Origin of the sequence: Fibrobacter sp. UWB10 (assembly GCF_900182935.1) — a bacterium.
GTDB lineage: Bacteria > Fibrobacterota > Fibrobacteria > Fibrobacterales > Fibrobacteraceae > Fibrobacter > Fibrobacter succinogenes_O.
In genome coordinates this window covers 968182-990701 of record NZ_FXUE01000002.1, presented here as the reverse complement: position 1 = coordinate 990701, position 22520 = coordinate 968182, and the positions used below count along the sequence as shown (strand labels likewise).

At 50.2% G+C, this 22520-nt stretch carries 17 protein-coding genes; 11 read left to right on the top strand and 6 right to left on the bottom strand.

The features are described 5' to 3' along the window. Positions 1-13 precede the first annotated feature (13 nt). Together QOL41_RS08705 and mnmL are read right to left on the bottom strand one after the other, a co-directional pair. Entirely contained in the window at positions 14-538 is a 525-nt protein-coding gene (locus tag QOL41_RS08705; RefSeq protein WP_283429446.1) for an adenine phosphoribosyltransferase, read from the bottom strand. 71 nt (positions 539-609) lie between these two features. After that, positions 610-1497: a tRNA modification radical SAM protein MnmL/YtqA gene (mnmL, locus tag QOL41_RS08700; RefSeq protein WP_283429445.1), complete on the bottom strand. Its 888-nt coding sequence runs from the start codon at positions 1495-1497 to the stop codon at positions 610-612. 63 nt (positions 1498-1560) lie between these two features. Between mnmL and QOL41_RS08695 the strand changes: the two genes are divergently transcribed. Beyond that, the gene (locus QOL41_RS08695) at positions 1561-2352 is read left to right on the top strand and encodes a hypothetical protein (protein ID WP_283429444.1); all 792 of its coding nucleotides are present in this window, start codon (positions 1561-1563) and stop codon (positions 2350-2352) included. Positions 2353-2370: 18 nt separating this feature from the next. After that, on the top strand, positions 2371-4035 hold the full coding sequence (locus QOL41_RS08690) for a PCMD domain-containing protein (protein ID WP_283429443.1): 1665 nt from the start codon (positions 2371-2373) through the stop codon (positions 4033-4035). 9 nt (positions 4036-4044) lie between these two features. On the opposite strand, the gene QOL41_RS08685 is transcribed toward QOL41_RS08690, so the two are convergent. Further along, positions 4045-8403 carry an InlB B-repeat-containing protein gene (locus QOL41_RS08685; protein ID WP_283429442.1) on the bottom strand — a complete coding sequence of 1453 codons (4359 nt, stop codon included), beginning with the start codon at positions 8401-8403 and terminating at the stop codon, positions 4045-4047. Positions 8404-8510: 107 nt separating this feature from the next. Here QOL41_RS08685 and QOL41_RS08680 point away from each other — a divergent pair, with 107 nt between their 5' ends. The 4 genes from QOL41_RS08680 (at position 8511) to QOL41_RS08670 (ending at position 11597) form a co-directional block, all read left to right on the top strand. After that, positions 8511-10004: an ABC transporter substrate-binding protein/permease gene (locus QOL41_RS08680; RefSeq protein ID WP_283429441.1), complete on the top strand. Its 1494-nt coding sequence runs from the start codon at positions 8511-8513 to the stop codon at positions 10002-10004. Beyond that, positions 9994-10740 (top strand): amino acid ABC transporter ATP-binding protein, encoded by a 747-nt coding sequence (locus QOL41_RS08675; RefSeq protein ID WP_283429440.1) that lies wholly within the window; start codon positions 9994-9996, stop codon positions 10738-10740. The genes QOL41_RS08680 and QOL41_RS08675 overlap by 11 nt, the downstream gene beginning before the upstream one ends. 206 nt (positions 10741-10946) lie before the next feature. Next, entirely contained in the window at positions 10947-11282 is a 336-nt protein-coding gene (locus QOL41_RS14195) for a type II toxin-antitoxin system RelE/ParE family toxin (protein WP_349362391.1), read from the top strand. A gap of 3 nt (positions 11283-11285) precedes the next feature. After that, positions 11286-11597 (top strand): helix-turn-helix domain-containing protein, encoded by a 312-nt coding sequence (locus QOL41_RS08670; RefSeq protein ID WP_283429439.1) that lies wholly within the window; start codon positions 11286-11288, stop codon positions 11595-11597. Positions 11598-11609: 12 nt separating this feature from the next. On the opposite strand, the gene yfcE is transcribed toward QOL41_RS08670, so the two are convergent. After that, entirely contained in the window at positions 11610-12188 is a 579-nt protein-coding gene (gene yfcE / locus QOL41_RS08665; RefSeq protein WP_283429438.1) for a phosphodiesterase, read from the bottom strand. A gap of 176 nt (positions 12189-12364) precedes the next feature. On the opposite strand from yfcE, the gene QOL41_RS08660 reads away from it, so the two are divergent. Both QOL41_RS08660 and mdh read left to right on the top strand, forming a co-directional pair. Next, a complete protein-coding gene (locus QOL41_RS08660; RefSeq protein WP_283429437.1) occupies positions 12365-13372 on the top strand; it encodes an FISUMP domain-containing protein in 1008 nt (335 codons plus the stop codon). 612 nt (positions 13373-13984) lie between these two features. Beyond that, entirely contained in the window at positions 13985-14926 is a 942-nt protein-coding gene (gene mdh / locus QOL41_RS08655) for a malate dehydrogenase (protein ID WP_173654276.1), read from the top strand. A 114-nt stretch (positions 14927-15040) separates the two neighbouring features. Here mdh and QOL41_RS08650 read toward each other — a convergent pair whose 3' ends face one another. Beyond that, complete coding sequence (locus QOL41_RS08650; RefSeq protein WP_283429436.1) at positions 15041-15667, bottom strand: outer membrane beta-barrel protein; 627 nt, start codon at positions 15665-15667, stop codon at positions 15041-15043. Positions 15668-15938: 271 nt separating this feature from the next. On the opposite strand from QOL41_RS08650, the gene QOL41_RS08645 reads away from it, so the two are divergent. From QOL41_RS08645 to QOL41_RS08635, 3 genes are all read left to right on the top strand, one after another. Further along, the gene (locus QOL41_RS08645; RefSeq protein ID WP_283429435.1) at positions 15939-17921 is read left to right on the top strand and encodes a family 43 glycosylhydrolase; all 1983 of its coding nucleotides are present in this window, start codon (positions 15939-15941) and stop codon (positions 17919-17921) included. A 51-nt stretch (positions 17922-17972) separates the two neighbouring features. Continuing rightward, the gene (locus QOL41_RS08640; RefSeq protein ID WP_283429434.1) at positions 17973-19529 is read left to right on the top strand and encodes a family 43 glycosylhydrolase; all 1557 of its coding nucleotides are present in this window, start codon (positions 17973-17975) and stop codon (positions 19527-19529) included. An 81-nt stretch (positions 19530-19610) separates the two neighbouring features. Next, complete coding sequence (locus QOL41_RS08635; protein ID WP_283429433.1) at positions 19611-21515, top strand: family 43 glycosylhydrolase; 1905 nt, start codon at positions 19611-19613, stop codon at positions 21513-21515. Here QOL41_RS08635 and QOL41_RS08630 read toward each other — a convergent pair. After that, positions 21512-22480, bottom strand: coding sequence for a phospholipase C/P1 nuclease family protein (locus tag QOL41_RS08630; protein ID WP_283429432.1), 969 nt, complete (start codon positions 22478-22480; stop codon positions 21512-21514). The genes QOL41_RS08635 and QOL41_RS08630 overlap by 4 nt on opposite strands. Between the last annotated feature and the right edge of the window lie 40 nt (positions 22481-22520).

The following is a 22520-nucleotide window of genomic DNA, read 5'->3' as shown; positions in this document are numbered from 1 at the left end:
TAAAACCGATTATTTAATGCCCTGGGAACCTGGTAAGCGATTCCACCCGGTAACCCTTGAGCGCTTCACGCCCGTGCAAGTCAAAAAGTTCAATCACAAAGGCGCAGAGCTCCACCTTGCCGCCTAATTTTTCAATGAGCGTGGCGGCTGCTTTCGCTGTCCCTCCAGTTGCAAGCAGGTCGTCTACGATAATCGCACGTTGTCCGGGCTTGAGGGCGTCCTTGTGGATTTCCATAGTGGCTTGGCCGTATTCCAGATCGTAAGAGACCTCGACGGTTTCGCGGGGGAGTTTGCCTTTTTTGCGTATGGGAATGAATGGCTTGTGGAAATGCTCCGCAACCGAAACCCCGAATAGGAATCCGCGGGCTTCGAGCCCGGCGACGACATCGAATTCGACATTTTCGAGCATCTTGTAGAAAGCTTCGAGTGTGAGCTTTAGACCGTCGGCGTCACTGAGAATCCCCGTGATATCGCGAAAAAGAATCCCCGGCTTCGGAAAATCCGGAACAGAGATAATGTAGTCTTCAATCTGTTTCATTCTTTTGTAATATAAGAATTTCTTATGACTTGTCATTCCCGGCTTGACCGGGAATCGCCTTTTCAAATGACTTAATTGGCGCTGTCGAGTAATTTTTCTACAGTAGCGATAATTTTGTCCCTTTCGCCGCACCAGTCGGGGGCGATGAGCATGTCGCTCGGGCTTTCGCCGCTAAATCTCTCGATGGCGGTTTCAAAGCCGATAATCTTGATCATCTCGGCGACCGCTTCGCAGTATTCTTCAAAATTCAGGAGTTTGATTTCTCCGTTCGCGTAGTCCTGCGCCATTACGGTGCCCGCCACGATGTGCAGCGGGTGAATCTTCACCGCGGCGAGTTTCAAGTCGCGCACCACTTGGGCGGTGTGCTTGAAATCTTCCATGGTTTCGCCGGGGAGCCCTACGATCACGTGCGTGGTAACAGTGAGTCCCGCCGCCTGACAGCGTTTGACGGCATCTTCGAATTCGGCGAGGGTATGCCTGCGGTTGATGACGGCAAGCGTCAAGTCGTTTGCGGTTTGCAGGCCGATTTCCACGATAATCGGTTTCTTGCGATTAAGTTCGGCAAGATAGGCGACCTTGTCGTCTTCGAGAGAGTCCGGGCGCGTGCCTATGGCAAGCCCAGCAATTTCCTTGTGCTTGATAATCGGGTCGATGATTCCGCGTAGGTGCTCCAGCGGCGCGTGCGTATTCGTGTACGGCTGCAAGTAAGCCAAAATGCCTGCATTCGGGTACTTTTCACGGAGGCGCGGCACGAACTTGTCGAGCTGTTCCTGAATCGAAACCTTCGCCTGGTCGAATACCGGACTGAAACTCCTGTTATTGCAATAGCTACAACCCGAAAAACTCTTGGTGCCGTCCAGGTTCGGGCAACTCATGCCGCCATTCAGCGGGAGTTTGCGCACCTTCAGGTAATTCGGGAAAATTTTCAGCAGTAAGTCTCGGTATGGAGTGTAATGCATAAACCATAATATAGTATTTAATAAAACCGAACCGATTGTAAATATTAGTTATATTTGTCCACTATGATGTACAGGATTCTATTTGTCTTTTTTTTGTCGATTTTTGTGCCACAGGTTTTTGCGGCAAATTCTGCTGATTCAACAGCTACCGCTCCGGCAAAATCAGCTTCTGCCGAAAAGGGCGGGCTCCTTGCAAATCTATATGCCGTTCATGAAGACGAATCGATTCACCGTGGAAACATTTTGACGGGAGCGACTTTGTTCTTGCTGCAGGGAGAATCCGATGAAGATGCCTTGAATGTGATATTTGGCGATATTTACAAGGCTGAAGGGTATACCTTTACAGTCGAAGCTTTTGGAGGCTATTTTTTCCGGGATGCCGCAGCCATTGGAGCTCGAGTGGGGTATAGCCGTACTTATATGGATATCGATTTTTCCATTCTCGAAGACATTGCCGATGTCAAGGAACATCGTAAGTATGTGAGCAACGGATTCTTTGTACAGCCGTTCCTGAAAAACTATTTGAAAGTTTTTGATTCCAAGACCATTTATTTCTTTAATGAGACTTCTTTGAAGGTGGAATATTCCTACGGGATTTCACAAACCGACGATGATGAAGAAATGTCCAAGACTAAAAATCATGGATGGACTTTTGATTTTGGCATCAATCCGGGCTTGAGCATTATGGTGCTTGGTCGCCTGGCCTTTGAAACTTCGGTGGGGCTCTTGGGCTTGACATCTTCGTATATGGATATTGAAGAAAACGGAGAATCTCGTAGCGAATTTCTTTACAACATCGTGAATTTCAAGATCAATTTGCTGGCTTTGGATTTTTCGCTGGTTTATTTCTTTTAATAAGTGAGGTGTGCTAATATGAAACAATGGATTTTCCTTGCTTTGATGATTGTTCTTGGCGCATGCTCCGCTGACTACGACACTTTTGATACTTCGGATTATCGCGAACTTAAAGAAATTGCCGTTGCCGAGCAAGACGGCTCTCCGGCGATTTACTCGGAGCAACACCGCATCGAATTTGACTTGGTGGATGTTCCCGATTCGCTTGAAACTTGGGAATCGGTGACTATAGAAGAACTCAATTTAAGTCATTTTGCCACTCTCCACTTGGCAGAGGGCAAGATAAAGAATTTCCCGACGGATTCTGCGGGGCTCGATTCGCTTGCCAATAAGGTGAAGTATTCCAAGAATACTATTGAAGAAGGCGAAATAATCCAGATTCCTTCTAGCCATGTGCTTTATGTGGTGGTGGTTTCTGAAAGCGGTAAAAAGTCCGTTTGGCAGTTGACTTTCAATATCCCGAATGTGGAGCCGGAAAGTGGTTCTGAATCTAGCAGTTCTTCGGCCAAGTCCAGCAGCTCTGCAGAAGGTAAATCGAGCAACTCTAAAAAGAGCGACAAGTCCAGCAGCTCGGAGTCCAAGGAATCTTCTAGCAGCTCTCAAAAATCCGACGAGCCAGATAGTTCTGCGGCCACATCGAGTTCTTCGGAATCTGGTGAACCCGGCTCTGCCGAGACCCCCAAGATTCTAGCACTTTCTATTGCCGGAAAAGATGCCGTCATCGATGAAGAAAGCAAGTCTATTCATGTAGACGATCTTGCCTTCCGTACGGATTTAACCGCCCTTGAACTTTCGGCGATGGAACTTTCGGAAGGTGCTGAGGCTAGTGTGACCGTGGGCGAGTCCTACGATTTTGGCGCGGGCGTGCAGGTCAAGGTGACGAATGAAGACGACGAAAGCGTCACTTATTCGGTGAAGGCGGGCTACCAGTTGCCGGGCGAAAATTTCAACTCCTGGAACAAGAATGATGTCTCGCCGGATTCTATTTGGGGCAACGCCAATACGATTTTGACAACCACCGAAAAGAAAACTTCGGGCTCTATGATTGGTGCAATGATTAAAACCGGTTCTGCTCTTACTAAGATTGCAAGCGGAAGCCTCTATACGGCCGACTTTAACCCTAATGGCGTGGGCACGCTTTCGATGGCCAGTTCTTCGACTTGGCCCGATGGCAATGAACTTCTGGATTTTGGCAAGCCTTTTGCGGCAAGGCCCGAATACATGGAAGTCAAGTTTAGCTACGAAGGCAAGGGCGACAGCTGCGACATTTATATTCTGCTCGAAAACCGCACCGGCAACAAGAATGTGAACCGCAAGTCCACCGATGTCAACACGCTGGTGGCCTCGGCTTGGTTCCGTTCCACCAAGGCTGACAACTCCGGCCGCGAAAATCCGGACGTAGTAAGCGTTTCGGAACCCGATGAAAATGGCATGCGCACGCTTCGCCTGAAACTCAAGTACGGCGTGCCTCTTGAAGGATCTCCCATCGAAAATTCTTCCACTTTTGATACTAGGTTGAAGTCTTCGAACAAGTCCGCTATCAATAACGGTCTTGTGCAGGGAACAGGAGAAGAACCCGTGACTCACATTCGCGTGGTGTTCGCCTCCAGCGCCGACGGAAATCACTACAAGGGCGTATCAGGTGCTACGCTCATTGTAGATGAAATGAAGTTGATTTATTAAGCCGTCGCTTTATTTTACGATGACGCTTTGGTTTTGCGCCTTGATTCGGACAATATAGCGTCCGGAGCGAGGTGCGGCAAGCGTTGCACCGTTAGATTTTGTCAGCTTCCAGTCTACAAGCGTTCCATTCATGTCGAACAAGGCGACATGAGTGTTGGCGGGAACGCCTGTAATCGAGATGATTCTGTGGTCGATGGACAGATTGTAGTGGAAGTCCAATACAAGACTCTCGACAATGGAGTTCTTGCCGGACGAGCTAGATTTCGGTTCTTTAGAGGAACTGGATTTCGCTCCTTCGGACGAACTGGACGTTTCCTTGACAGAAGAACTTGAAGACTTTGCCTCGCTGCTGCTCGAAGATGTTTCGCTCGAAGAACTGATGGCGATGATGGTCATCCCCTTAAGAACAGGGTGAGCGTCTTTTCCGATATTCTGAATCCAGCATTTTCCGTCAATGACGCTGTCCGTATAATCTTGCAAAGCTTTCAGCACGGTGCCGTCAGCAAAATCCTTTGCGGTTACTTGAATCTGCTGGAAATTGTTGTCGGGGTCGGCGTTGATAAAGAAGGAGTTTGTAACGTTCTGTACAAGGTAACCTTCGTAATCGCCGATAACTCCGCCATTGTTATAATTGCCGGAGGGGATTTCTTGCGTGTTAAACGAATTGGTAATGTTGACGGAGTTCGCATGTCCGACGAGTCCGCCAATTTCGGTTTCAGCCTTGATTTTACCAGCGTTATACGAGTTGTAGATGTCTCCCGTCAATTCTGCGGACAGGCCTCCTAATCCGTATTCGGCAATAACGGTGCCTTCGTTTGCGGTCTGGATAAGTTTACATGGCTTGCATGTGCTGAAAAGGCCTCCGACATTGGTCTCGCCGCTAATTAGGCCTGAATTGTATGAAAATTCAATCAGGGAATAGCCGTTGTCGTCATCCATCAAGTCGCCTGCAATGTAGCCGCCTAGGCCGCCTGAGCCTCCGCCATAAATATTTCCGGCGTTGTAGGAGTTCTTGATGCGGGTTCCCGTTAAGCTATAGCCGACAAGGCCGGCGACTGTGCCCGAAACGGCATGAATGTTTCCCTTGTTGCTCGAATTCAAAACGACGGGATACCCATTGTATTCCGTACGGCCAACTAGACCGCCTGCATATTGGCCCGCCTTGACGAGTGCCTCGTTGTGGACATTTTCAAATACGGTGACCAATCTTGTGATTTGTCCGGCAATACCCGCCACGTTTTCCATCGCTTCAAAGTAAGAATCCTTGAGTGTCAAGTCCTTGATTGTGGTGGTGTCTGTGCCTTTCCACACATCGAAATCGTAAGAATTGATTGATCCGAACAGACCTACATTCTTGTAGTATTGCATATCGTAAAAGTAAAGTCCCGATATGGAATGTCCTTGACCGTCAAATGTTCCGCCGAAGTATTGAATCGGTTCCCATCTGATAAAGTTGGAGGCGTCTTCGTTCAGCGTTTCGGTAGAGGCGAGGACATTCTTGTTGACGACAATGTCGGCAGTGAGCTTAGCGCAAAGGGGTTCCTTGAGGTTTGTACGGGTGGTGTCGTTTACATAGTAGGCGAACTGGTAAAGTTCTTCGGCGGTTCCGATTTCAAAGCAGCCGTCAACCAGTTTAGGAGTCTTTAATTCGAACCATTTTGCGTACAAGTTGATATCGCCGCTGTCCTTGGTGTTAATCGCAAGAATAGCGTCGCCTTCCCGTTTTTCATTGTCATACCAGCCTGCAAACAGGTATCCGTCGCGTTCAGGCTTGGGCGGATAAATCTTGTGCCCTTCTACATAGTAGTCGACGTATTCGACCGTATCGCCTTCGAAAGTGTGCAGGACCAGTTTGAAAATCGTGGGGGAGTATCCCTTGATTGTCCCGCTTAAAGTGGGAATGGGGTCTGTGCCCACATTTTGTCCCCAAACAGAGCCGTCGACGCCGTTCTTTTTATAGTTGTGCAGCTCGGCGGCAATAGTTCCGTTTTCGAATTCCTCTAGGGTTGCGGGGGAACCTGCATTATTGCTAATGCTATCGGTACGGTAGAAACAATGATCAATCGTGAGGAAGTCTTCGTTAACTTCGTTGTAGAGGAGTCCCTTGAATAAAAATTTCTTGGACAGGTCGCCCACATCGTACGAGTTTCTGATGGCAATCGTTTCGCCGTTGTAGTGGCCCACAAAAAATCCGACGAATCCGTTGTAGTAGGTGGGGTCGATTACAGAACTTGCGTTGTACGAGTTGACAATAGAAACATTGCTCCTGCTGAAATACGCGATAAGTCCATACGTAGTGGGGATTCTTTTGGATAGGAGCTTACTTGTGTTGGAACAGTTCTCGATACGAACTTCCTTGTAGTTGTCGACGTTTTGTGCAAGACCTGCGGCAGAGAATTGAGTGTTAAAGATTGCTCTGTTGTGGCAATTCTTGATAGATAAAAGGGCCTTTTGCTTGCTGGACGAGTTGAATTCGCTCGCATGTCCAATAAATCCAGAAGTATAATCGCCTTCGATAATCCCTTCGAAGAAGGAATTGGAAATTTCGATCGAAGAGTGAGCTCTACCTACAAAGCCTCCGACGGTGATGCCTTTAACGTAGGAGTCCTTGAATCCGAGGTTCTTGATTTCGACCTTGTTCGTGATAGACTGTTTGCCGGTGTGGTTAAAGAATCCGACAGAATCTCCTTTGGGCTGGTAGTTGTAGAGACCCGAGATAATGTGGTTCTGACCGTCGAAAATACCTTCAAAATCGTTGATAGGAGTCCATTCGGCTAGGCGGCGACCGCGTTCGTTAATGTAGTTGCCGTCAATAATCAGACGTTCGTTTACAACGATGTCTGCCGTAAGCTTGCCACAGGCGCTCGGCTTGGCCGAGGTCGAGTCTGTACCGTTCACGACTGCGGCAAATCCGTAGAGTTCGTCGGCGTTACCGATTTCGTAGCAACCGTCGACCAGGGCGGGAATCGTGGGGGTGATGTGCGCTTCGACCGTGTTGAATTCGACTACGCCCGTATACAGCGGATGGACGTCTTTGCCGACATTTTGCCCCCAGATGGAACCGTCTATGCCGATGCTGTCGTTCTTGTAATTGTGGAGCTTTAAGGCGATAGAGCCGTCTTCAAGTTCCTTACTGGTGACAGAATAATCGTACTTGTAGCCCGATTCAGAAAGCGCGTAGGAGTTGATAATGTTGCAGGTTGAATTGGTGTCGCACTGATAATACGGTTTAAGATTTTTTGTTGAGTCAATCGTCTGTTGCGTATAGAAGCTGTTGATGAGATTTAATTCGCTGGACTTGATCTTTACGACAAGTCCGTCGTAGCCGTATTGGAAGTCTATGTATTTATCCGAAAAATCGCCTTCGCTGTATGAGTTGATGATGTTCAGTTCGGTGCCGTTGACGGTAGTGACTAATCCGCCGATATCTCCGGTTGCGGAATAAAGTTTGCCGGTATTATAAGATTGGATGATGTTTGAGTATTCGGGGATTCTAGGGTAACGGTCTATTCCTTGAATTGAGCCGATTAAACCGGCAACACTGGATTCATCGCTAGATAGGTTGCCGGAGTTGTAGCTGTTTTTCACTTGTAAAACTCTCGTCGTTGAGGCAAGGCCTGCAGCAGAACCTCCGCCCTTGATGTTGGCTGAGTTGTAGCTGTTTACGATAAACAACGTGTCGTTACCGGAATTGCCGACTAGTCCTCCTGCGGAGGCTGAAATTTTGGTGCGGATTTTTCCGGAATTATGGGAGTTTTCGATAATCATTTTACTGCCGTTCCAGCCCACAAGTCCACCGATTACACCCCAGCCTTCGATTGTCGCATTGGTGTAGCAATTGGAAATCTTTATATAGGCAGCAGTGGTGGTGGTGGTAGCGAAGATACTTCCTATATTGGGATCCCGATTTCCTTGATATTTACCGTAAAAATAGGAGTCCTCGATGCCGAGGTCTTTAACAACGGCGCTATCGCCATTGGCGGCGAAACCAACCCCCGAGAATAGCCCCACCATCATTAAAGTCGTGTCGTTCACATAAAGACCCGAAATGGTCTTGCCGTTTCCGTCAAAGAGTCCTGCAAAGCTAACGGGAGTCCAGGCGACAAGATCTTGCGCTTTAGGATTCAAATCACCGTAAGAATCCAAGACGTTCTTGTTGATGACGATGTTGTCGGTGAGCTTTGCACAAACGAGGGCCGGATTGTCGTAAGAGCGCTGATTCAAAATTTCGGCAAAACCGAACAGTTCCTTGGCGGTGCCAATCTGGTAACATCCGTCTTTCAGGGATGGTTTTTTAGGTGTAATTGTTGCGGCTGCTACAAAACCAACACAGATCAGTAAATACCCAAAACACTTTTTTATACCCATGTTTTTCTCCTCAAAACAAGTTTTTTTAATAAACCCGTATGCGTTAAATATAACAAGAATTATTGACATGCGCTTTGGCGATGGCTAAATTTTGGGCTAAGGTGAAAATGATGCGAAAAATCCTCCTCCCAATCCTTATCGCGTTTTACGCACTCGTCCTGGTTTCTTGCGAAAGCAAGCAGGCGATAATCCCCAACAAAGTCCACAGCATTAACGATCTCGGCCACAAAAAAGTGGGCGTGCAGATTGGCAACACCGCCGATATTTACGCGTCCGATTTCGGCGGCGACACGGCAAAAATTGACGTGGACCGCTACACGAAACTGGCCGATGCCGTGCAGGCGCTGTTGCAGGGGAAAATCGATGCGGTCATGAGTGACGACCAGCCGGCCAAGGCCTTTGTGCGGCAGAATCCGTCGCTCCGCATTCTCGAAGAAGTCTTTGTCGAAGAAATGTACGCGGGCGTGGTCGCGAAGGGCAACGAAGCGCTGCTCGATACGGTGAACCAGGCACTCGCCCAGATGAAACTGGACGGAACCTACGATTCCCTCTTTAACACCTACATCAATCGCAGCGGCAATTACCATTACCAGAAGAAAGTGACCGAAGGCCCGAAGCTGGTGCTTTCAACGAACGCCCAGTTCCCGCCATACGAATACTACGAAAACGCCAAAATTACCGGTTTCGATATCGAAGTGGTCAACTATATTGCCGACTTCATGAACCGCACGGTTGAAATCCAGGATATCGAATTCGATGCGATTATCAATGCGGTTTCTTCGGGCAAGGCCGATGTGGGTTTTGCAGGCTTTACCGTGACCGAAGAACGCAAGAAGTCCATCAACTTCACGACTCCGTATACGCTTTCGAAGATTGTGGTGATTGTCCGCGGTGACGAGGCTGCTGTGAGCGAAGAATCCTTCGTTGATCACCTGCACAAGAATTTTGTGAAAGAGGACCGCTGGAAGTTCATTGTCACAGGCCTTTGCAACACGCTGATTATTTCGTTCTTTGCAGCCCTCCTCGGCATTTTGATTGGCTTTGTGATTGCGCAAATCCGCACCAGCAACGAATTCAATGGCCGCCATAAGGTTCTGAATGGAATTGCCAGGGTGTACCTCGCGGTGATTCGCGGAACGCCGATGATGATCCAGCTGCTCATCATTTACTACATCGTGTTTTCGTCGGTGAATGTGAACAAGATTCTCGTGGCAATCGTGGCCTTCGGCGTAAACTCCGGTGCCTACGTCTCCGAAATTATCCGCAGCGGTATCAAGGGGGTAGATCCGGGGCAGATTGAGGCGGGGCGCAGCCTCGGACTCAAGTTCCGCACGATTCTTTACAGCATCGTTTACCCGCAGGCTTTCAAGAATTCGCTCCCGGCTCTTACGAACGAATTTATCTCGCTCATCAAGGAAACTTCCATTTGCGGCTACATCGGCTTGACCGATTTGACCCGTGGTGGTGACATTATCCGCAGCATGACCTACGAGGCCATGCTTCCGCTCCTTGCTGTAGCGGCCATCTACTTTATCCTTGTGGCAGGACTTTCGTCTTGCGTTGCAAAGCTTGAAAAGAGGTTGAAGAAAAATGAACGCTAATGCAGAAACTTTAATCCGGGTCAAGGACCTTTGCAAAGCCTACGGCGATAAGCAGATTCTCAAGGGGATTTCTTTAGACATCCACCGCGGTGACGTGATTGCGATTATCGGGCCTTCGGGCTGCGGCAAGTCCACATTCCTCCGCCAGCTGAACCTGCTCGAAATTCCGACGAGTGGCGACATCCTGTTGGATGGCAAGAGCATTTTGGCAAAGGGCGTGTGGAAACCGGACATTCGCAAGCGCGTGGGCATGGTGTTTCAGCAGTTCAACTTGTTCAAGAACATGACTGCGCTCAAGAATATCATGTTTGCTCCTGTGAAATTGGGGCTCATGACTAAGGCTGAAGCCGAAAAGCGCGCGAAGGAACTTTTGGACCGTGTAGGACTTTTGGATAGAGCGGACCATTATCCGGCACAGCTTTCCGGTGGCCAGCAGCAGCGCATTGCGATTGCACGCGCCATGGCCATGCAGCCCGAGGCAATCCTTTTTGACGAACCCACCAGCGCCCTGGATCCTGAAATGGTCGGTGAAGTCCTCAAGATTATGAAGGACTTAGCTAAATCAGGCATGACGATGGTCGTGGTGACGCACGAAATGAGCTTTGCCCGCGAAGTCGCCAACCGCGTGCTGTTCTTTGCCGACGGCTACGTCAAGGAAGACGGCTCCCCCGAAGAAATCTTCGACAACCCCAAAGACGCCCGCCTCAAGGAATTCCTCTCGGCATTAAAAAAGTAATTATGGTGGGGGCTCCGCCCCCTAACACCCCGGGGTACCACACGGATTGGGAATCACTAACGTGATTCCTTTTTTGTTCATTTTGTAAAAAGAAATAAATTTTCGTGAAATTGGTAATAAATCGCCTGAAAAAAGCGTGTATAGTAATAGGGGGTATAAAAATTCACCTTAACCCTTGACTTTATGTCAAATCTGATATATATTTTATGAGTCCGAGTCATAAACCATTGGTATGGTTGCATGAGCAACCGCAAACACCGCCGTTATCTCAAAAAGCGAGGATAGAAACCGGATACCTATTACGAATGCTGCAATCGGGAATGAATCTGTCGCTTCCTCAGAGTCGCCCGATGCCATCAATTGGTGTTCATTGTCATGAACTTCGCATTAGAGATGAAAATAAAATATGGAGATTGTTCTATCGGATAGATACGGATGCAATAGTCGTGATTCTGTGGACGGAAAAGAAAACGAACAAGACTCCTGATGAGGTCCTAGACTTGTGTCGTCAACGTTTGAAATCTTATGATGCGGAGGATTAGTTTATGGATAAGTTGAAGAAAGAAAGACTGCAGAAGAAGGGGTGGAAAGTCGGAGATGTCGACGATTTTTTAGGGTTGAGTCCTGCTGAAATGGCGATTGTTGAAATGAAGGTTGCCTTGGCTAAGGCGTTGGTCGCCAAACGGAAAGCTCTCGGCGAAACGCAGGTCTCTGCCGCGGTCATAGCGAAGACGAGTCAGTCTCGATATGCCAAAGTGGAACATGCTGATTCAAGCGTTTCTTTGGAACTGATGATCAAGATGTTCTTTGCGTTAGGTGCAACCAAAAGGGAATTGCTAAAGACCCTTTCGGCTTAACATAAAAAAGGTCTACTCTCGCACAATTTCTACGGTAGCCAGTTCCTTGCCGGTTTCCAGGTGATGCACGCTGAATCGCGGGGGAGTGGTGGAGCCTTCACCGGAGGTTTCGTAAAGTCCAAAGGTCGGCGGGTTTCCGCCTTTGGGCAGGCTCGTGGAGCCGGGGTTCAGGCAGTAGACGCCATCGGCGTTCTTTTCGGCGGTAAAGATATGTGTATGACCGGAGAAGTACACGTCGGCCTTGTAGTGGCTGAACAGATACGGGTCGTACAGGTGACCGTGGCTCAAAAATAGGCGCAGTCCGTTTTCTTCTAATTCGGCGTAGTCCGCGAGGCAGGGGAATCCCAGCACCATCTGGTCCACTTCGGCGTCGCAGTTGCCGCGAACGGCGGTAATCTTGTCCTTAAGCGGGCTCAAGAGCTCGACAACTCCTTGCGGGTCGTGTCCGCCGGGCAGCGGGTTCCGGGGACCGTGATAAAGAAGATCGCCCAAAAGGAAAATGCGGTCGCATTTGAGCTTGTCGAGGTAAGAAAGTGCCATCTTGCAGGCGAAAGCAGAACCGTGGATATCAGATAGGACTAAAGTACGCATGATAATTTGTTTTTTTATTAGAATATAGCTTTTAAGTGCCACACGGATTTTATTTTACTAACGTAAAATCAGTTTATATAACTTTTTTTTCTAAAATGCCGTTAGGCATTTCCAACCCGTGTGGTATTAAATTAAATTTGCTTAGTCTGAATTCTTGAGGTTCCGGGAGGTCTTCTGTGAAATATTTTGCTGCGTTGTTGCTTTCTGCCGTTTTGTTTGTCGCCTGCGGTGATGAATCTAGTAGCTCTGCACCTGCTCCAGACCCGAGCGAAGAATCGTCTTCGTCACTTGAAAAGACAACGGAATCTAGCTCCTCGGCAAAGCCCACTTCTAGCGAAGACAAACAGTCTTCTTCTTCTGCGAAAAAAGATAACTCTAGCAGCAGTGCTGTGAAGGCTTCTTCTTCAAGCGCCACACCGAAGTCGAGCAGTAGCGAAGAAGTAAAGCAGTCTTCTTCGAGTATTGTGGCTTCGAGCAGCAGCGTGGCGGAGCAGTCAAGTAGCAGTTTTGTTATTCCAATGGATTTAAATCCCGGAATGTCTTATAGTGATTTAGAAGATCCTAGGGATTCTAGGACATACAAATATTTTGCTGTCACAGGAAAGGATACCAGTGGAAAAAAAGTGACGATAAATGTTATGGCTCAAAACCTGAATGTCGGTGTAATGGTTGATGGTGAAAAGAACCAAGAAGATGATTCCAAAATTGAACGATACTGTTATGATAATGATTCTATCAATTGCCTAATATATGGAGGCTTGTACCAGTGGGCCGAAATGATGCAATTGCCGAGCCGTTGTAACACCGAGAGCTGTGCAGACCTTATAAAGCCAAACCACCAGGGAATCTGCCCGGCTGGTTGGCGTCTTCTGACGTACAATGATTTCTATATCGTGGTACATGCTGAAGGTAATAAAAATGGTGTCGAGGATGTTCGAGCGACAGCCTTTGGGGGGTACAATTATTCTGGTTATAGCTTGATTGGTGCTGGCGCTAGGGTTGACGATGCTACCTCGAAATTTACGGATTTAGATGATGGGGCTTATTGGTTTTTTCCAACAGAACAGGTAACTCGCGTGTATCGAGGTGGTGCATCTTTTTCAAGTAAGTCTATGAAGACTTTCAATAATGGGTATGGCCCTAAATTGGATGGATATTCTGTTCGCTGTGTAATGGTTGAATAAATTGCCGATGCTGACCTTCGTCAGCATGACAACTGGCGGAACAGGGGCAACGCGACAGCAGAAGAGTAACCGCTGAAGAAAGCGGAGGCGAGTGCCTGACCGCAAAGCGAACATTCCGGAACGGCCATGTGAGCGTGCGGTGCAGGCCGAGGCGGAGCGTTCCTTTTTCATGCATCAAAGGAGATCCCGGCTTTCGCCGGGAAGACAGTCGGAGAGTCATGCCCAAAGGCGGAGGAAAGTAAGTCGGCGAGCGAACATTAGAGGCCGAAGGCCGAATCCATGTGAGCGAGGCGAGCTTATACTCATAGAGCATAACTCAACTAAGGCAACAAGTTGCCAAGTTTCGTTTACTTTCTGGAGCCGTGGGCATTTTTAATCAGTGAGGCTCTTTTGTTTGATTTTGGGGTTTTAGGGGCAGTGCCCCTAGGCGAGGGGGTGGAGAGCAACGAAGTGCGAACCAGGGGGAGACTTCCCCCCTTGGAAGTGGGGTCGGCCATAGCTTATTTTTTCCGTTTTTCGGCTTCGAGGGGCGATTTTCCATTGTCTGAAACACGAAAAAGTGCTATATTTGTTCCGTAAAATTCTAATTACCTTAAAAGGAAGGTTAAAATCATGGCAAGAAAGAAGATTGCACTTGTTGGTGCTGGTCAAATCGGTGGTACAATGGCTCTCGTTATCGCCCAGAAGAATCTTGGCGACGTTGTTCTTATCGACATTCCGCAGACTCAGGGTATGCCTAAGGGTAAGGCCCTCGATATCATGGAAGGCCGCTCTGTCATCAACTCCTCCGTGGATCTTCAGGGTTCTACCGACTACTCTGCTATCAAGGGTGCCGATGTCGTGATCGTTACCGCCGGTTTCCCGCGTATGCCGGGCATGAGCCGCGACGACCTTCTGGACAAGAACTGCGGCGTTATCAAGACTGTCGCTGAAGCCATCAAGGAAAACGCTCCGGATGCATTCGTAATCGTGATTACGAACCCGCTCGACGCCATGGTCTACAACATGCAGAAGCAGTCCGGTCTCCCGGCCAACAAGGTGATCGGTATGGCTGGCGTGCTTGACTCTGCCCGTCTCGCTTGCTTCGTTGCCGACGAACTCGGCGTGTCTGTCGAAGACGTGAAGGCCCTCGTGATGGGCGGCCACGGCGACACCATGGTTTCCATCATGGAATGCGTCACTGTCGGTGGTATCCCGGTTTCTCAGCTCATGAGCAAGGAAAAGTTTGCTGAACTCGCCAAGCGTACCGCTGGTGCCGGTGGCGAAATCGTGAACCTCCTCGGCCGCGGCTCCGCTTTCTACAGCCCGGCTACTTCTGCCGTGCACATGGCAGAAGCCTACCTCCTCGATAAGAAGAACGTGTTCTCTTGCGCTGCCAAGCTGAACGGCGAATACGGCGTGAAGGGCCTCTACTGCGGCGTGCCGGTTGTCGTTGGTGCAAACGGTGTCGAAAAGATCATCGAAGTTTCTATGAACGACGAAGAAAAGGCTGCTTTCGCAAAGTCTGTTGACGCCTGCCGCAAGAACGCTGAATGGGTCGACGCACATACGTAATCTTCAATAGAAGGTTTTGAAAAAGTCCCCGGTTTACGCCGGGGATTTTTTTTGCAAAAAAGAATGCCTCCGAGTGACTCGGAGGCGTTTCTCGTTTAAACTTGTTAAACTCGACTACTTGTAGTTGAACCAGTAGCCGATGCCGACGACCAGGCGGGAGTTAGAGACGTCGCCGTGTTCGTACATGTTGGTCAGGCCGTGGGTGTACTTGAGGGAGAATTCAAGGCCGAAACCAAGGGTAAAGCCGAGGCCGCCGCCGATTTCGACGTTCAGGAGCTTCTGTTCGTCGACGCTTTCCCATTCTCCGGCAGCGCCGTAATAGTACTGTTCGAAGAGGTTGACGTCGATTGTTGCGCCGGCTTCGAAGAAGAATGCATTGGAAACGTAGAAACGTGCCATTGCGGGGACTTGGATAGCCAAACCGAAGGATGCGTCATCTTCAGCGTCGTTGGAATAGTGGGTGCCAAAGCCGGTGTCATCGTCACCATTGACATAATTGGCGAAGCCGATCAACAGGCCTGCACCGGTATGGATGCCGAAGCGGTTGTTAACACCGATCAAGGCATTGAAAGAAAGGACAATGTTGGAATAGGAATAGTCTCCAAAATCCGGAGCGTTATCACCCTTGAGGAACACGGTTGCTTCGTCCAAGTAAATGCCGAAAATGTTCGGCTTGTTGAAGTCTGCGAAGGCGTTGGAAAATGCCATCAGGAAGACGGCGATTGCGAGGAGTTTTTTCATATTTTTTCCTTTTTTACTTTGTTCTTGCAAATAACCTAACCGGTTTTCGCTTGAGATGCAATGTAGTAAAAAAGTATTCTTTCGCAAGTATATGCGCGATAAAAAGTATGAAAGTGTGATTGTGGACAAATAAATTTAGTGAAAATCATGAAAAAACCTTGCTAATTAAGTAGTTTTTGCTAAAATGTGGACTTTTAATAAAAATTTTTGTTGACTTTTTCGAAAATAAAAGGTATATTAGGGGTATACCGTCAGGGAGTACTATATGTGTATGGGATTTGGTTTTCGTGGAATGTTTGGTTTCGCGGTGACGATTTGGGGCGCCACCGCCCTTTTTGCGGCCGATTGGTACGCGAAGGATAACTTGCAGCCGGGTCATGACCCGAGCATGATTCGCTTTGAGGACGGCTACGCCCTCATGAGCACCAATAACAATCTGCAATTGTGGACATCGGAAGATGCCTACACTTGGCGTGACCACAAGTCGACCGTGAGCAAGATTCCGCAGTGGGCCTATACCTACGCGCCCAAGACCGAGGGCATCTGGGCTCCGGACCTTTTCTACATGAACGGCGAGTATCGCGTTTACTATTGCGTGTCGGAATTCGGCGTGCGCAATTCGGCTATCGGTTACCAGTCGACGACTTCGATTATGCCGGGTACAACAGGCTATGGCTGGAAGGACCATGGCCATGTTTTCCATACGAAGCAGGGGACAGATTCGTATAACGCTATCGACGCCGACGTGGTCAAGGATACCGAGGGCAATTACTGGATGGCTTTCGGTTCGTTCGGGCTCGGCATTCAGTTGATCAAGTTGGACGCGACTACGGGCTACCAGGCGAGCGACGACAAGACGGTCTACAACATTGCTCGCCGTACGAGCAAGGAAAGCGGTGGTGCCGAAGAAGGCCCGAGCCTGATTGAGCATAATGGACAGTACTTCTTGTTTACGGCTTGGGATAAGTGCTGCCAGCAGGGCGCAAATATCGAGCAGACTACCTACAAGACGGCTTACGGTCGCGCTGACAAGGTGACGGGCCCGTACAAGGACCGCGCCGGTTACAATATGGCGACAGGTGGTGGCACGATTCTTTTGGAACGCTACGGACGCTACGTGGGCCCGGGCGGTGGCGAGGCCTTCCAGGACTTGAACCGAGTGCGCTTTGTGCATCACTACTACGATCTGAATGGCGACAAATACAACCATATTCACATTCGTGATGTCGTGTTTACCGAGGATAACTGGGCTGAGATGGGACAGCCCTTCCTCGGGCGTTATTTGAGTGCCGAAGTCGAACATGGCGCGCTGACGCGTGCGGTGTCGGGCGACCTTGCGATTACGCGGAGCAATACAGCTTCGAACGGGGAGTATCTCGCTTACGTGAATACCGCAGGTTCCAAGATTCGCTTGCCGATGAACATTATGCAGGCGGGAAACTACCTGCTGCGTTATCGCTATGCCAACGGTGGTGATGCGGCTGCGGAGCACAAGGTGACGGTGAATGGTAAGTCACAGACGGTGACGCTCCCGCCCACAGGTTCCTGGGGCACGTTCCCCGAAAAGTCTGTGGTGATGGTGCCTGCGACGCTCAAGCGTGGCGGCAACTTCATCGAAATCGAGCCGCAGCCGAACGGAAATTTTGCGGAACTCGACCGTATCGATTTCTTGCGCATTATCCGCGATACGATTCCCGCGAACGGCTTTGACAACGGCATCCGCGTGCGTTTGACGGCGGACGATGAATTCGCCATCAAGGACGGCGGCTACGCAATTTTCGAAAATGTGGTGCTGGATTCGCTCAAGGATATCGGCAATGTTTTCCTTCAGGTGAAAAACGCTTATTCGGGTAAGATCGTGATTCGCGATGGCAAGAAGGACGGGACGGCGCTCTTCACATGTGACCTGTCAAATAGTTCTCTCATGGGCGGCGGCTGGTCTGCGGTGAAATGCTCGGGCGATATGGGCCTGCGCGGCGTCAAGGACCTGTACCTGACGGCATCGGGAATTTCCGGCGAGGCGATTCTCGGGAATCTCATCTTTGAACCGATGCAGGTTGTCTGCGTTCAGGAACCGTGCGGCGACCCGATTTCCAGTTCCAGCGGTTCTGGCATTACCTCGAGTTCTTCGAATACGACTGCGATTGCCCCGCGTGCAATTCGCCACGATTCTCAGATGCCCGCCCGCAAGGCCTACCGCGACCTGAAGGGCCGCGCCTTCGACAAGCAAATCCCGTATCGCGTGATGTTCTAACCTTAATTGTCATCCCCGCGTAGGCGGGGATCTCCTAGAAAGGTTCTTGTTATGCATAAAGTTTCCTCAATCGCGTTGCTTGCGGCTGTGGCTTGTTTTGCGGCGAATCCGCTCACTACGAAGTTCTATTCGGCGGATGCGGCGGCGCTCGTGTATCACGACAGCCTGTTCATTTTTGCGGGGCATGACGAGCAGGGCCCGCAGGGCAATAACAACAAGGCGTTCGTGATGAACGACTGGCACGTGATGGTGACCGACGACATGGAAAACTATCACGACTACGGTGCTGTGCTGAGCGTGAAGACCTTCAAGTGGGCGAATGCGAGCGCATTTGCAGGGCATTGCGAATACCGTAACGGCAAGTTCTACTGGTATGTGGCGGTACATCACGGAACCATCAAGGAAAACGGGAGCGAAGGCTTTGCCATCGGTGTCGCTGTTGCTGACCATCCGTCGGGACCGTGGACGGACGCACTTGGGCATGCGCTGGTGACCGACAACACGCAAAATGACGTGGCGTTGAATATCGACCCCGCGATTTTTTACGATGGCGATGATATCTGGATGTATTGGGGCTCGTGGAATGCGGGCCGCCGCGTGAAACTCAAGGAAAACATGCTCGAACTCGCGAGCACTCCCGAAGACATCAAGATTAAGGACTTTTTCGAGGCCCCGTGGATGCACAAATACCGCGGCAACTACTACTTCAGTTACGCTTCGGGGTACCCCTCCACGACGAACTACTCGATGGCGCCGAGCTTGAATGGCCCCTGGACGCAGAAGGGCGTCATCAACGACAAACTTGACAATTCCGAGACGAACCACCAGGCAATTTTCAAGTATCTCGGGCACTGGTATTTTATGTATCATGGAGCGAACTCTCCGGGCGGCTGGACTTACCGCCGTTCCGTGAATATTGACTACCTGTATTATGACGAAAATGCGAATATCCAGAAAATCAAGCGCACCTCGACGGGTGTAGACAAGGTGAATAACGCTCCGCTTGCCGAAGGAGGCTACCGCTTGATGGTGACGCATAGCAATATGGCGCTCGAAGACGAGAATGGCATTGTGGTGCAGCGCCCGGCGGATGAGTCTTCCGACGCGCAACTCTGGGTGATTGCGAAGGGAGATTCCGCACGCCATTACACGCTCAAGAACTTTGCGACCGGCCGCTATTACTGCCCGCCCAAGGCATTGCTCGATACGGTCAAGACATCCGAGACTGCTTGTAATATCCGCATCGAGAATGCGTCTGTGAACAAGGGCTATTACGTTTATGGCGATTACGATAGCGATTTTGTGGGCGACGTGCTGAACATCTCGAAGGAAACGGGCATGCCTGTGATTACGTGGGTCCGCACCGGAACGGATAACCAGAAATTCCAATTTAAGGCCGCCCAGTTGCCGGAACCTGTCGTAGATTCTTCGAGTTCGGAGGTTGAGTCAAGTTCGAGCGATATCGGAATTTCAAGCTCGTCCGGAACGACTGCGATTGGATCGCGCGCTGTCCGTCCTGACAATACGATGCTGCCTGCCCGCAAGGGTTATCGCGACATCAAGGGCCGTAGCTTCGACAAGCAAATCCCGTACAGGGTGATGTTCTAGTTCTGCTAGAAAATGTTTGCTTGCAAGGTGAAACTTTTTAGTGTATTTTTGGTTTGTGGTGTATGGGTAAAGCGAGGGAAAATGAAATTCGGGATTGGCAAGGCTTCTGTCGTAACGACTGCGGCAATGCTTACTTTGGCTTATTCGGCCTTTGCGGCCGATTGGTACGCGAAGGAGACTCGCTGGGCGGGGCATGACCCGGACATTATCCGTTACGAGGACGGCTATGCGCTTGCCACGACGGACAACCACATGCTCATGCAGTTCTCCGAAGACGCGCTGAACTGGAAGAACGGCGAACCTGCCATGCCGAAGTTTTCTCAGTGGCTTTACAAGTATGCGCCGAACATGATTGACATCTGGGCGCCGGACATTCATTACATCGGCGGGGAATACCGCATGTACTATTGCGGTTCCGAGATGGGCATCCGCTCGTCGGGCATGGGCTTTATGGCGAGCAAGGAAATCGACCCGACAAAGCCTGGCTACGGTTGGACGGACATGGGCGAGGTGATTCACACGGTCAAGAGCGATTCGTACAACGCGATTGACGCGGCAGTGCTGAAGGACAACGATGGTAAGGTCTGGATGGCGTTCGGTTCGTGGGGCACGGGCATCCACATTCTGGAACTGAACGAAGAAACAGGCAAGGTGAAAGACGGCGCGAAGATGATCAACATCGCGAACCGCGGCGGTTCGGGCATCGAGGGCGCAAGCCTTATCGAACACGACGGTTACTATTACCTGTTTACGGCGTGGGATAACTGCTGCAAGAAGGGCGCTGACCTCGAAAACAATTCTTACAAGACGACGGTGGGACGCTCCAGTCGCATTGACGGCGGGTATGTGGACCGCAGCGGCAAGGCGCTCTTGAATGGCGGTGGCACGATTCTGTTGAGCCGTTACGGGCGCTACTACGGGCCTGCGGGCGGCGAGGCGTTCCAGGACGTGAATCGCCAGCGTTTTGTGAATCATTACTACGACAAGAATGATGGCGGAAACTCCTACATCCAAGTCCGCGATATCGTCTATACAGACGATGGCTGGCCGGAACTGGGACAACCGTTCCTCGGGCGTTATCTGAGTGCCGAGGCGGAACAAGGCGCTTTGACTCATGTGGATATTTCGAGCAGCTCGACGGCCTCGAACGGAGAATTCTGCGCTTACATCAACTACGAAGACAGCAAGATTCGCTTGCCGATGATTATCCCCCAGGCAGGCGACTACCTGATTCGCTACCGCTATGACAACAACTGGACCGAAGACGGTGCAAACGGTAGCTCGCATTTTGTGAGCGTCAACGGCAAAAATCAGGAAGTGGCGCTGCCGTTGACAGGCGCATGGAGCGCTTTCCCCGAAAAGTCGGTGGTGTACATTCCCACGAAATTCAAGCGCGGTTCGAACTTCATCGAGATTACGAAGGGCAAGCATTATGCGGAACTCGACCGTCTCGACTTCTTGCGCATTATTCGCGATACGATTCCGGCGAACGGCTTCGATAACGGTATCCGCGTGCGACTCACCGAAAAAGATGAGTTCGCCATTAAGGATGGCGGCTATGCAATTTTCGAGAACGTGATTACGGATTCCATCGCGGGGCCGGGCGTGCTTGTGCAGGTGAAGAACGGCGCGGGCGGAACGCTGAACATCCGTAAGGAAAGTAAGAAGGGCGACGTGATTTCCAAGTGCGAGTTGCCCTCGGCGGGTGATGCGAGCAAGTGGATTGACGTGCGCTGCACCAACCTTCCGGAAATCAAGGGCGTGCAGGACTTCTACCTGACGGCGGAAGGCCTCGGCGGTGAAATTCTCCTCGGAAACATCAAGTTTGACGAAGGCGTGAAAGATACGACGACTGCAATCCGCCGGATCGATGGGCGCGATAATCGAGCCCTTCGTGCGGGCGACATGCGCGGCCAGAATAAAAAATACCGCGACCTAAAAGGCCGGCGGTATGATAAGCAAATCCCGTATAGGGTGATGTTCTAGGCTTTAGCCCAGTCCTTATATTTCATCCAGATGTGCAGCCAGATTCGGGCGACGGAATCGATTGCGTCGCTGAAGATCATGGTGCTGTACATCTCGAAATATTTGCCCCATTCTGTTTCCGTCTCGAATTCCTTCATGGATTTTGTGTTTTCGAAATCTTCGGGAATCAGGAAATACGAGAACAGGTAGGAATATTGCGAAACGACGCTCATGTAGTCCCACACATTGTTGTTCTTGCCACCCCAGCCGTGCATGTACTTGCGGGTGGCAATTTCCTTTTCCACGTTTGTGGTGAATGGGGAGGCTGTCAGCGGTAGCGGATAACCATCCGGATCGTAGAAGAATCGGTTGTTGTCCTTGTCAATTTTGTAGGCCTTGCTAATGGCGTCTTCCCATTTCTTTTCGATGCCACCGTGAATGCCCTTGCCGTCGGAATAGGGGCGACAGTCGCAGTGCAGGGGCATGTGGCAGTCGGCAATGTAGTGGCTCAAAATGAAGAATCGCATGGCGATGTGGTTGCCCGATGTTGCGATGGGGCAGCCCTTTTCTTCGCGGTTAAGCATTTTGAAGTTGTCGATGATGCTGTGCGAAACTGCTTCGCAGCGGTCTGCGCAGTTGCCGCCTTCGATATTGTAGGGCTTGCTCTTGAGCGGCGATTCCTTGGACATCTTGGTGAAAATGCTATGGGTCGAGGGTAGACTGCCGAAGGTGTTGTAGGTGCCGTCTTCGTCGGGGCGGTATTTGACGATGTGGCTGGTGGCCATGTCCTTGAAAACATCGTCGGGGTACCAGGCTCCCTTAATCACGAAGTCGCGGTAATCCTTGAACCATTTGACTAAGGCCTTGGCCTCGGTGCGTACTTTTTCACTGACTCCGTTAGTGACTTTTTCATCGGTTGTGGTGGCGATAACTTCCAAACGCTTGATAGCCATAAAGGCAATCCAGGCGTGCGAATATTTTTTCATGCTAAAAGGCTCCTTTTTCTTAAAATATAAGAAAAAGGGA

What these genes read in the sequence shown, in the direction of transcription:
- QOL41_RS08650 (WP_283429436.1), bottom strand. Translation starts at nt 15,667, where the DNA reads ATGAAAAAACTCCTCGCAATCGCCGTCTTCCTGATGGCATTTTCCAAC.
- yfcE (WP_283429438.1), bottom strand. Translation starts at nt 12,188, where the DNA reads ATGCGTACTTTAGTCCTATCTGATATCCACGGTTCTGCTTTCGCCTGC.
- QOL41_RS08675 (WP_283429440.1), top strand. Translation starts at nt 9,994, where the DNA reads ATGAACGCTAATGCAGAAACTTTAATCCGGGTCAAGGACCTTTGCAAA.
- QOL41_RS08645 (WP_283429435.1), top strand. Translation starts at nt 15,939, where the DNA reads ATGGGATTTGGTTTTCGTGGAATGTTTGGTTTCGCGGTGACGATTTGG.
- mnmL (WP_283429445.1), bottom strand. Translation starts at nt 1,497, where the DNA reads ATGCATTACACTCCATACCGAGACTTACTGCTGAAAATTTTCCCGAAT.
- QOL41_RS08640 (WP_283429434.1), top strand. Translation starts at nt 17,973, where the DNA reads ATGCATAAAGTTTCCTCAATCGCGTTGCTTGCGGCTGTGGCTTGTTTT.
- QOL41_RS08680 (WP_283429441.1), top strand. Translation starts at nt 8,511, where the DNA reads ATGATGCGAAAAATCCTCCTCCCAATCCTTATCGCGTTTTACGCACTC.
- mdh (WP_173654276.1), top strand. Translation starts at nt 13,985, where the DNA reads ATGGCAAGAAAGAAGATTGCACTTGTTGGTGCTGGTCAAATCGGTGGT.
- QOL41_RS08630 (WP_283429432.1), bottom strand. Translation starts at nt 22,480, where the DNA reads ATGAAAAAATATTCGCACGCCTGGATTGCCTTTATGGCTATCAAGCGT.
- QOL41_RS08670 (WP_283429439.1), top strand. Translation starts at nt 11,286, where the DNA reads ATGGATAAGTTGAAGAAAGAAAGACTGCAGAAGAAGGGGTGGAAAGTC.
- QOL41_RS08690 (WP_283429443.1), top strand. Translation starts at nt 2,371, where the DNA reads ATGAAACAATGGATTTTCCTTGCTTTGATGATTGTTCTTGGCGCATGC.
- QOL41_RS08705 (WP_283429446.1), bottom strand. Translation starts at nt 538, where the DNA reads ATGAAACAGATTGAAGACTACATTATCTCTGTTCCGGATTTTCCGAAG.
- QOL41_RS14195 (WP_349362391.1), top strand. Translation starts at nt 10,947, where the DNA reads ATGAGTCCGAGTCATAAACCATTGGTATGGTTGCATGAGCAACCGCAA.
- QOL41_RS08635 (WP_283429433.1), top strand. Translation starts at nt 19,611, where the DNA reads ATGAAATTCGGGATTGGCAAGGCTTCTGTCGTAACGACTGCGGCAATG.
- QOL41_RS08685 (WP_283429442.1), bottom strand. Translation starts at nt 8,403, where the DNA reads ATGGGTATAAAAAAGTGTTTTGGGTATTTACTGATCTGTGTTGGTTTT.
- QOL41_RS08695 (WP_283429444.1), top strand. Translation starts at nt 1,561, where the DNA reads ATGATGTACAGGATTCTATTTGTCTTTTTTTTGTCGATTTTTGTGCCA.